Consider the following 10001-nt stretch of genomic DNA (forward strand, 5'->3'; position numbering starts at 1 on the left):
GTGGTGGTTGCGGCGGGTGCTCTCCGCGCGAGCGGAGGTGGGTCGATACCGGCCCTGACCTGCGGTAAGACGTGACCGTGCTCTCCGCGCGAGCGGAGGTGGGTCGGCGGCGCCGGGCCGGGGCAAGTGGCGCATGGTGTGCTCTCCGCGCGAGCGGAGGTGGGTCGCAGCAGGCCGCCCTGAGGAAGGCCAACGCGGAGTGCTCTCCGCGCGAGCGGAGGTGGGCCGGCGATGACCCGGGGGACGCCGTTCATCCGCAGGTGCTCTCCGCGCGAGCGGAGGTGGGTCGGAGGCCCAGGGTGAGGGTTGGTCCAGCCGCATGTGCTCTCCGCGCGAGCGGAGGTGGGTCGCCGATTCAGCGCGTGATCTCCCGTCTTGACCAGTGCTCTCCGCGCGAGCGGAGGTGGGTCGGAACGGCGGCAGACCCAGGTGTCCTACACGGTGTGCTCTCCGCGCGAGCGGAGGTGGGTCGACGTTCGCGATGAAGACCGCGGTGTTCAACGTGTGCTCTCCGCGCGAGCGGAGGTGGGTCGATGCAGATGCGCTGCGCGTTTCCGGTACCCGGGTGCTCTCCGCGCGAGCGGAGGTGGGTCGTTATCCCTTTGGAAGCTTCACCGTCGCGGTGAGTGCTCTCCGCGCGAGCGGAGGTGAGCCAACGCCTCTCCTCTACGCTGCCGTTGCAGAGCTCGTCCATCCACCTCGGTGTGGCCGCAGCTCAAATAACCTGGCGCATGACGACCGCTTTGATCAGCGGGGGAATCTCCGTAGGGCCCTTCCGCGACCCGTCTCAGTGTCCGTGTGAACCTCCGCGATGTGGCCGACAGTGCCGGGCAGTTGGCGTCGGGGGTCGTGTTTCTCAACTGTGGCTTTGACGGGGTGGTTTTGGGTGGGATGTTGTTGGACTCGGGAGCGTTGGTAAAGGGTGACGGCTCTGTTGAGCGCCATTCGGTAGAGGTCGGAGGAGGTTTCAGCGAGGGGAATGGGGTGGATGGTGCGGCAGATGGTTACGGCTGTGACGAGTTGCCGCCATTGGGCTTGTTGGGCTTCATCGTCGCCGGGCGGGGGAATCTGAAGGATCCAGGACTCGGATGGTTCTGTTCCTTCCAGCACGAAGCGCAGAGCGGCGGAGGCGAAAGCGCGGGCGGCGGTCATGATCGCCCGTCGCTCGATGGGGTTAGTGGACATGGTATTCAGCAGGGATCTGCTGATGCTCTCCGCCGCACGAACGGCGATTCCCGTTGCTGTTGTCGGATCGTTGGGGCGGGCTTTCGCCGCCGCGTGAGCGCGGGTGCGGCGAGCGGTTTGCTGGATGCGATGATGGAGGGCTGTCCAGGCGCGGGCGTCTTCGGGCTTGGTTGGCTGGTCGCCGATACCCGGAGTCGCCGGGTCGGTGATACCAGTGCGGATGCGCCAGGCGTCCATCAGCGCTGCGGTGTGTTTCCAGGTGACGCGGAGCGGGCTTTCTTCATCAGGGACGGGGCCGAGAGGCGTTGTCCAGGCAGGTAGCTCGGTGGCGAGCAGAGCGCCGTTGTGGGCGAGGCGTTCTGTCAGTGCGGTTCTTCGCTCGGTGAGGTGGGCGTGCCATTCGTTGGGGGTGTCGGGGTGGTGGAGGGCGGTGCACGGGGTCAGCCAGTCGGGAAGCGGGCCGGTGTGGTCGAGCTCGCGGGGCGGCCCGTCCGGGAGGCGGTGGCGGAGGCGTTGTTCGGCGCGGATGCGTTCGGCGATGATCCGGGCGGGGTTGAGGCGTTCGCGGCCCGCGAAGGTCGTACGGCGTAGGTGGGCGAGTTCTTCGGCTGCTGCTCGGGCTGCGTACGGGTCGTGGGTGTGCTGGGCGAGGCGTAGTCGGTGGCGGGCTTCGGCGGTCTTGTCGCCGGGGGTTTTCTGGAGGAGGCGGGCGAGGGTTTCGTTGCTGAGGTCTTTCAGTGGGCGGGGGTGGTGGGCTGTGCGTTCGGCGGTGGCGCGGGCTTCGGTGATGTGGGCATGGATGCGCCAGGCGAGGACGGCTGATGGGTCTTCGGCATCGGTGAAGCCGCGCATTGTGTAGGCGCGGGTGAGGATGCGGGAAGCGTTCCAGCCGTCCGCTTCCGCCGTACGCAGGGCGCGTTCGACTGCTGGCCAGGCGTCGGTGGTGATGAACTGCTCGGCGGCGTCGCCGAGGGTGCGGCGGGTGAGGTTGTGGAGGCGCGCCGTGTCGGCGCGGTGGTGGGCGTCGGTGTATTCGGCCGCCAGTTGGGCGATGCCGTAGGCGCGGTCTTGTTCGTTACGGATCGTTTCGTGGGCGGAGATCGAGGGCCGGCTGGAGCGGGCGACGGTGTCCAGGACGTCGTGCATCGTCTGGCCCTCCTCCGCCGCCACGTGAAGGTGGTTGGTGTGGCGGCCCCGGGTGGCCATCACGTACGCGGCCTCACGGCTGGTGCGGGCGGTGATCAGGCCGTGGGCGGTGTCCACGGTCAGGCCCTGGGTGCGGTGGGTGGTGCTCGCGTAGCCGAGTTCGACGTGCCGGCGCAGGTAGCGGGCGGGGAGGACGGTCCGGCCGCCGTGGCCGGTGTGACGGACCTGGGCGTTGCCGGATCGGTCGAGGCGTTCGATGCGCCATTGGTCGCCGTTCTTCACGAAGTCACGGGCGCCGTTCAGCGGGAGGCGGCGTTCGTTTTTCCGGGTGACGATCACGTCGCCGGCCGCTGCGTGGAGGCCGTCGCGCAGGGCCACGGTGCGGGTGAGGTCGAGGTTGCCGGAGGCGAGCTGGTACGCCTGCGCCCGGGCGTTCAGCGCGCGGACGCTGTCGGTGCCATCCGCCATCATCAACGACAGCCGACCCGCTTCGGTATCCGTCTGCCAGGCAGTGAACACCGAGTCCAGCATCGCCTCCGCCGTGCCGCCCACCATCCGGTCGTGGGTGACATGCCAGCGGAAAGCCGCCTCCGGGGCGCCGTCGCGCAACGCCAGGGTGGCTTCGGCTTCTCCTTCGGTGCGGAAGCGGTGAAGGGCTTCCAGTTCCACCGCGCCGACCTCGTTCGCCACCAGGCGCAGCGCACCCCCGGACTCCACCGCGCCGAGTTGGGCCGGGTCGCCGATCAGACGGACGAGGGCCCCGGCCGCCACGGCTTCGGCCACCACGCGGGCGAGGTTGCGGGTGCCGGCCATCCCCGCCTCGTCCACCACGATCACGTCTCCTGGCCGGAGGGTGAAGTCCGACCGGATACGGCGGCCTTCCGCCAGGCGGTCGCGGTGTGCGAGCCAGCTGTGCAGGGTGTGGGCGACGGTGTCGAGGTCGTTCTCCATCACCTTCGCCGCCCGGCTGGACGGAGCCAGGCAGATCAGCTGACCTCCGCCTGCGGCGACCGCGTCGCGCACCAGTTGGAGGGCGGTCGTCTTGCCCGATCCGGCCGGGCCGATGCCGGCGACCAGCAGCCGGTCCGAGCAGGAGAACGCTTTGGCCAGGCGGAGCTGGCCGGGGTCGAGCTGCGGGCCCTCGAAACGGTCGGCGGTCACCGTGAACTGGGCCGGTGAACACGCCGGTCCAACCGGGCGGCGGGCCGCGTCCAGGATGTGTTCCTCGTCCGCCAGTACCTGTGGTGAGGTGTACAGCTCGGACTCGCGGCGGCGGTAGACGCTCGTGCCGTCCGCCCGCCGGAGCGGCGCGAACGGGGTATGGAGATCCGGCGGGGTGATGTTCAACGAGCCCTCGTCGAGCGCATGCTGCGTGATGATTTCGGCGAGTCCTGCGGTGTCTCCCCGGCCTTCGGTGATCCGCACGATCTGGCGGCGGGCTTCAGCGAGGAGGTGGCGGCGGCCCCACACCGCGCGTTCGCCCGACACCACCTCCAGTACGGTGTTCGCCGTCTCGGCCACGTCCACCTCGGCGGCCGGTTCGGTGGTGGCGCGGCGGCTGGTGTCGAGCAAGCCGTTGATGCGGGTGGCGCCGAAGAGGCGTACCGCCTCGGCGCGCCACGACGCGCGGAGGTCCGTGAGGGCGCGGGCCTTCTTCTTCGGTGGGCGTGTCTGCTGCGCGGCGCGTTCGATCAGGGCCAGGCGGGTGCGGACGTCCGGTTCCTTGCCGTGGCGGTCCCGGTACTCGTCCAGGAGGCGTTCGAGGTGGGCACGGATGTCCTGGGCGCGTTTGGAGAAGGCGTCCATCAGGTCGTCGTCCAGGCCGCTGATGGCCGTCACCGGGCGCTTTCCCGGCGTGACCTCGCGCTCTTCGGCGCGGACATTGAGGCGGCGGCACAGTTCCTCGACGACACGCTGGTTGTACAGCTCGCTGGCCGCCACGCCCATCGCGTACAGCAGCTTGCCGTCGATGGAGCGCCACTTGCCGTCGAGGCCGCGGACCTTGTTGGCGACGACAACGTGGTCGTGGAGCAGGGGGTCACCGAGCCGGCTGTCGTAGTGGCGGTAGCGGGCGGCGATGAGCCCGCCGCGTACGTCTTCCTGGGCGATGCCGTTGATGCCGGTGCGGGTGGCGAGGGCGTTCTTCTCGATCCAGGTGAGGGTTTCGGCGATGGCCTGTTCGTGGGCGGCTTCGACCTGGAGGCGGGCCTCCTCGTCGCCCAGGGCCCACAGGATGGAGCCGTACTTGTTGCGGAAGACGAGGTCGTAGCCGGCGACCGGGCGGCGGTCGCAGCGGGTGTTCGCGGTGATGTAGCGGGCGAGTTCTTCGGCGTTCTTCGGTGAGCGGCCGAAGTCCTCGCGGAAGGCCGAAGCGCCGGCTGTGCCCCGGAGTTTGCGGCGCTCCTCGTCGGTGGCGGCCCGGCCCTTCCGTGCTTCGAACTGCTCGATCGTGTCCTGGATGCGGGCGGCCAGCGGGCCTTCGGTCTGTTCGTACTGGTAGTAGCGCCGGCCGAGGCGGGCTCGGCGGATGGCCTCAGGCGGCGTACAGCCCTCGGCGATGGCCTCCTCGATGATGCGGTCGGCGTCGGGGTGGAGTCCTTCGCCGAACAGGGCCTTCATCTGGGGTTCGGTGACTTCGCCGGACACGCCGAGTTCGGCGGTGCCGGAGCCGGTCCACACGCCGGGGGGATTGCCTTCGGCGGTGTAGTAGTCGCTCAGCTCGCGACGGCCGGTGCGGCGTTCGTCGGCGGTGGCGATCTCGCGCGTGTAGTACAGATAACCATCACCTGCGGACAGCTTGTGAATGGTCATCATGAGCGCACACTACCTCGTGACATTGTGAATGCAAGAGCTTCGACCGTTTTCCTTCCGGGGCGTATTACCCCCGGAAGGAAAACGGTCCGCTCCGCGTTCATGGTTGTCCCATGTGGGCTCTCCTGAGCGCACATGGGACAACCATGCCGCGACGATATTCCCCGCATTACCGACTTTCTGTTCCGCTCGCGGCATGATCGGCCCAAGAAGGCGACCGTTCGGTGTCATGAAAGGGGAAAGGAAATGACGGGACGTAGGAAGCCACGAGCTGTAGAGGCGCGGGAGAAGGCCCGGGCCCGGACTGTGGAACGGCGGGCGCGGGAGCAGCGGCTGGAAGACCTGGCGACCAGCTGGTTCACGGCGGAGGACGAGATCGCCGACATTGAGGCAGGGGCGCGGCGCAGGGTCGAGGTGTACGCGGCCCGGGTCCTTGCCGAGTCGGAGAAGGACATCGGCAGGTTGCGTGAGGGCATGGGGCGGATCGTCGCTCAGATGCTGGCGTTGGAGCGGGTTCGCTCCGTCGCCGGGCGGCTGGGCGTTGCCGAGTCGGCCGTGCGCACGTTCAGGACGGCGGAGGGGTCGGCTTCGGAACGCCATGGGGTGGCTGTCGGGCCGTGATCATGGCGGTGGCCCCGCTCTGACTGTTACCGCGTCAGGGCGGGGCCACCGGTTGTTTGTGCTGTGGGTGGTGCTACTGGTGCGCAGGGGCCGGCGGCATCCAGGCCGGGTGTGGGTGGAGCAGTGCGGGCGGCGCGGAGGGTACGGTCGGCAGCGGTGGGGCCTGGGGCGGGTAGAAGTCGTTGGTCCGGCCGGCTGCTTCCTGCTTCATTGCGCAGACGATGCGGTTGCCGCCGTGGATCTCTGTCCGCCAGGGGTGGGCGGTGCTGAAGAGGATCCAGATCGGCTGGTCGTCGCGTACGGTCTTCTCGTATCGGGCGAGGCGGAAACCGGCGCGGGTTCCGTCCGGGGTGCCTACTTCCATGGCTACCCCGATCAGGCAGGGGTTCAGTTCTTCGATCGGCAGCTCGATCATCCGGTTCGCTGTCACGGTTTCCCTTTCCATGTGTACGCATTGTGGGTGCGGTGCGATGGGCGACAGCATCACGGGGTACGGGGTCGTGTGGCCACATATTCGTGGCGCGTCGCGAATGGAAATGGGAAAGCCGTATCACTCTGTTTCAGCCGGGGTTTTTGCGTGCGGTATTGAGAATGCGATTCCAGGTGGAGCGCGAGGCGGGGTGTTCGTTCTGCAACCCCGGGATGAGTTCGGAATTGCGTGCTTCGGGGTTGGCGGCGAGGGCCCGGCGGGCAAGTTCGGTGCGCGGGTCGGACTCGGACCGGGGTCGCCGGCCGCCCTGCTGGCCCCGGTAGGTGCGGCGGTCCGCGTATGCCCACATCCGGCTCAGCTTCCACTGCGGGCGTCGCCGGCCGCTGGGCAGGTCGATCCAGTCGTCGGGCTCCGGGAACCCGGCGGGTGGCTCGTTCACCCAGTGGCTGATGGTGGAGGTGTCGGCGTGGCCGCAGGCGCGGGCGAAGTCGGCCGGGCCGCCGAGGTCGTCCGGGCTGCCGGTGCGGCTGGTGGCACCTCGGCGTTCGGCGAGATATGCCTCGTACCATCTGCCCCATTCGCCGACCGGCCAGCGGGGGCGCGGCGGGCCGGGCTGGCCGGTGGAACGGGCGACGGGCGGTGGGTGGCCGTTGGTGTCGCGTTGGGCCCACAGGCGTTCGAGTGTGGAGACGCTGACTCCGAACGCTGCGGCGAGTTCGGCGCGGGTGGCCGGCTGCGTAGCGGCGTCGGCTGCCGGCTCGGCGTCCACGGGGTCTCGTTTCGTCGGGCATGGATCGTTCGGTGTGCAAGTGTGACGCAATGAGGGGCTGCTCGCTTACGATGGGTGCTCCTACGGTTGCGTTGTTTCCTTGGTGAAGGGGATTCGCTCAGTAGGCGGACGGTCGGCCGGTTGCCCGCTTGTGCCGGCCGTCCCTTTTTCGTACGGCAGTGCGCCGCAGCCCGTGGGCGGGCTGCGGCGCACTTTGTGCGTGTGGTTGTGGGTCAGTCCTGGTCGCCGGTCGGGTGCGGGAGCGGCCAATCGGGGGACGGGGTGCCGCCGGTCTGGCCGGGCTTGCGGGGGCCGGGGATGGGGATCCGGGGGATGGCGGGCTCGTTCCAGTTCTCGGGCTCGTGGTCGTTGGGGTGGTCGGGGTGGTTCATCGGGTCGATTTCTCCTTGGTGAAGGGGGGTTGGTGGCGCGTTGCCCTGCGCCGTTTCGTGGTGCCCGTGTGGTTCAGAAGAACGAGGGCTCGGTGAGGGACCACAGGCAGTACGAGAGCTTCGTCTGCGCGATGCCCCGGTACTTGGTGTGCGCCTTGACGGTTCCGGCGATCTCGACGGTGGCGTGCCGCTCGGGGATCCGTTCGGTGGTGGCCTGCCAGAGGTAGACGTTGCCGGTGGTGTCGCGGAGCTTGACGAGGTGGGGATGCTGTACGGCGTTGCCGTAGTAGCGGTCCGGCAGCGGGATCACAGCGACGACTTCGGCGGTGAAGGTGAGGCGTTCACCGAGCTGGCCCCGGTGGCGGGAGCGGCGGGCGTCGAGGGCCAGTTCGGTCTCGATCTCCGCGCGCTGGCGGTCGTTCAGCCAGGCACCCACGGCCGACGCGACGAGGGCGAGATCCCGCTCCCCCATGCGGCCGGACTTCACCAGCCGGGCCAGCCGCGTACGGTACTTCGTGCCTTCGCCCGCCCCTGCGATGCACCAGGCGCACACGGCGGCGGCCGTGTCGGCGGCTTCGGCGACGGCGGCATCGATGTGCGTCCGGTCCTCCACCTCGGACAGTTCTCCGCCGGACAGGTAGTTCGCGACCTCCCGGGCGGTCGGCACTTCGGTCTCGCCGGTGCAGCGGACGGAGCGGTAGCCACCGCGTACGGCGACGACGGCAGCCGCGGCCCGGATGACGTCCAGCGGCGCGAGTGTCGCGGGTGTGGGGGTGGTGGTCATGCGGGTTCTTCTCCTTGGTGAAGGGGTGGGATGGGGGTGGTCGGTGCGGGGCGCGGAGGTTGCCCTCTCCGCGCCCCGCACCGGGTCAGAAGATGCGGAAGCCGACGCGTCCGGCGCAGTCGCCAGCCGGGCAGGCGATGCTGCCGTCGCGGTGGTCCTCGGCGGCGTCGTACGACCACGAGGCGTCGCTCAGCCGCTCCGGGCGGAACCGCCACGATCCGTCCTTGGCCCGCCACCGGCCGCCGCACGTCCGGCACTCGGCCTGGGCCCGGGACACGCCGGGGCCGCTCAGCACCAGGGTCTGCTGCGTGTAGCCGATGGCGCGGATGGTCATCCGGACGTCGCCGGTGGAGGCGGTGACGTAGCTGCCCGCCGGTACACCGACCACTCCGGTCAGCGTCCAGTCGTGCGCCAGTTGGCCGTCGCCGTGCCGGTAGGCGACAGTCACCACCTTGAACGGCTTCGGCACGGTGATCGCTTCGAAGGCCCGCCCGGTGTCGAGGTAGGTGTCGTGCGCCGAGTCGTGGCGCAGGAGGGTCGGCCGCCCCGAGATGTACCCGGCCGAGGTCAGGCACGCCACCGCTTCGGCGCTGGTGGCCCGCCAGGGCATTTCGAGTACGTCGGCGGGGGCCGCGCTGCCGGGAGCTACTTCGTCACGGCTCAGTACGCGGTCGCTGTCCATGACGAACACGGCCCGGTCGTGGCGGGCGAGGAAGTGCAGCAGGTCGCCCCACAGGGCTCCCCGGCGGGTGTCGAACTGACGCATCGCCACCCTGATGGTCTCCACAGCGGAAACGCTGAGGTTGTGGCGCGCGACGGTCATCGTCGCCATATGGCTCTCCTTGGTGAAGGGGAGGTGTCCAAGGGGCGATTGCCTCTTGGGGGGGTGTTGACCGGGGTTGCCCTCCCGATCAACACCTTTATTGAACCATCTTTGATCTCATGTCAGGGGTACCGGCGCACGTGCCGAACGGGTGATTTGCCGAAGTCGACCAGCGGACTGACGCGACGTGCCGGCGCGCGCCCGCCCATGGCCGGGCCGAGTGGGGTGGGGTCCCTCCTTGGGCGGCGATCACGGTGTGGCCGGGCGTCGCCGGGGGCGCGGTTTGCCCCCGGCGGCGTCTGGCAGGGTGCGGAGCGGCGTCCGAGGAGGGACCCCACCCCGCGAGCCCTCCCGCCACCAGCCACCGCCGGAACCCGACCGAGGCGCCCCTCCCCCTCCGCAGGGTGGCCCGCCGGAGGCGTTCTTGACGTTTAGCCTGTCATTTAACGGTTGGCGTCCAGCGGCGCTTCCTGCCGGTATGTCAGTCCCACGCGTTGAAGAGGACTCCACCCAATGTGGTGATGCCATAGAAGCGGACCTCACGCCACTCGCCCTGCGTGAGCACTGAGGTGTCTAGGTCGGAGAGCGGCGTAGCGAGTCGTTCGCTGCTCAGGACAGTGAAGCCCGCGTTGGCGAAGACGTGAGCCCACGGCGGCGGCGCGAGAAAGCCCTCTCCATACCAGTCCTGCCGCGCCTTGGCGAAGGCGACCCAGGGGTAGTGGGCGTGGCACAGGACGATGTTCTCGCCTTCGCGTCCGACGACCGTTGCGGTGTGGAAGGTCCGGGGGTATGCCCGCTCGTCCACCTCACCTACTTCGCCTCCAGCGACGCGGGCAGCGGCATACAGAACGGCGCGGAACGCCGACAGGTCAGTCTCGGGAAGGGGGGGTCCTTCGGCCGGTAGAAACCTGTCGCCCCTCGCGGCAGGTTGAAGCTGTCGTTCCCCTCGCTGGCCATGCCGCTCATTCTGCCTGGTGCGAGGCACACGACCACGGCCTTCGCACTGATTCTTCTGCCTCTGTGACGGAGTACAGGATCAG

General features: G+C 69.3%; 8 protein-coding genes and 1 CRISPR repeat array (1 of these 9 cut by a window edge). Of the genes, 1 reads left to right on the forward strand and 7 read right to left on the reverse strand.

All coding sequences use genetic code 11. The features are described 5' to 3' along the window. Window positions 1–655: direct repeats of the CRISPR family, unit length 29 nt; unit sequence GTGCTCTCCGCGCGAGCGGAGGTGGGTCG; it begins 838 nt to the left of the window's first position. A 92-nt stretch (window positions 656–747) separates the two neighbouring features. Then, window positions 748–5145, reverse strand: a complete 4398-nt coding sequence (gene mobF, locus AC5WRL_RS24860) for a MobF family relaxase (protein WP_496090891.1) — start codon at window positions 5143–5145, stop codon at window positions 748–750. A 243-nt stretch (window positions 5146–5388) separates the two neighbouring features. Here mobF and AC5WRL_RS24865 point away from each other — a divergent pair, with 243 nt between their 5' ends. Continuing rightward, entirely contained in the window at window positions 5389–5763 is a 375-nt protein-coding gene (locus AC5WRL_RS24865) for a hypothetical protein (protein ID WP_496090892.1), read from the forward strand. Between the two features lie 73 nt (window positions 5764–5836). Here AC5WRL_RS24865 and AC5WRL_RS24870 read toward each other — a convergent pair whose 3' ends face one another. From AC5WRL_RS24870 to AC5WRL_RS24895, 6 genes are all read right to left on the reverse strand, one after another. Next, a complete protein-coding gene (locus tag AC5WRL_RS24870; RefSeq protein WP_496090893.1) occupies window positions 5837–6208 on the reverse strand; it encodes a hypothetical protein in 372 nt (123 codons plus the stop codon). A 115-nt stretch (window positions 6209–6323) separates the two neighbouring features. After that, entirely contained in the window at window positions 6324–6962 is a 639-nt protein-coding gene (locus AC5WRL_RS24875) for a hypothetical protein (protein ID WP_496090894.1), read from the reverse strand. A 233-nt stretch (window positions 6963–7195) separates the two neighbouring features. Further along, complete coding sequence (locus AC5WRL_RS24880) at window positions 7196–7354, reverse strand: hypothetical protein (protein WP_496090895.1); 159 nt, start codon at window positions 7352–7354, stop codon at window positions 7196–7198. A gap of 73 nt (window positions 7355–7427) precedes the next feature. Beyond that, a complete protein-coding gene (locus tag AC5WRL_RS24885) occupies window positions 7428–8138 on the reverse strand; it encodes a hypothetical protein (RefSeq protein WP_496090896.1) in 711 nt (236 codons plus the stop codon). Between the two features lie 85 nt (window positions 8139–8223). After that, a complete protein-coding gene (locus AC5WRL_RS24890; protein WP_496090897.1) occupies window positions 8224–8970 on the reverse strand; it encodes a hypothetical protein in 747 nt (248 codons plus the stop codon). A 472-nt stretch (window positions 8971–9442) separates the two neighbouring features. Then, window positions 9443–9766 carry a hypothetical protein gene (locus tag AC5WRL_RS24895; RefSeq protein WP_496090898.1) on the reverse strand — a complete coding sequence of 108 codons (324 nt, stop codon included), beginning with the start codon at window positions 9764–9766 and terminating at the stop codon, window positions 9443–9445. Between the last annotated feature and the right edge of the window lie 235 nt (window positions 9767–10001).

This window comes from Streptomyces sp. NTD107 (assembly GCF_059510435.1).

Bases quoted from the DNA above. Each gene is read 5' to 3' on its own strand.
- mobF (WP_496090891.1), bottom strand. From the start codon at position 5,145: ATGATGACCATTCACAAGCTGTCCGCAGGTGATGGTTATCTGTACTAC.
- AC5WRL_RS24865 (WP_496090892.1), top strand. From the start codon at position 5,389: ATGACGGGACGTAGGAAGCCACGAGCTGTAGAGGCGCGGGAGAAGGCC.
- AC5WRL_RS24870 (WP_496090893.1), bottom strand. From the start codon at position 6,208: ATGGAAAGGGAAACCGTGACAGCGAACCGGATGATCGAGCTGCCGATC.
- AC5WRL_RS24880 (WP_496090895.1), bottom strand. From the start codon at position 7,354: ATGAACCACCCCGACCACCCCAACGACCACGAGCCCGAGAACTGGAAC.
- AC5WRL_RS24885 (WP_496090896.1), bottom strand. From the start codon at position 8,138: ATGACCACCACCCCCACACCCGCGACACTCGCGCCGCTGGACGTCATC.
- AC5WRL_RS24890 (WP_496090897.1), bottom strand. From the start codon at position 8,970: ATGGCGACGATGACCGTCGCGCGCCACAACCTCAGCGTTTCCGCTGTG.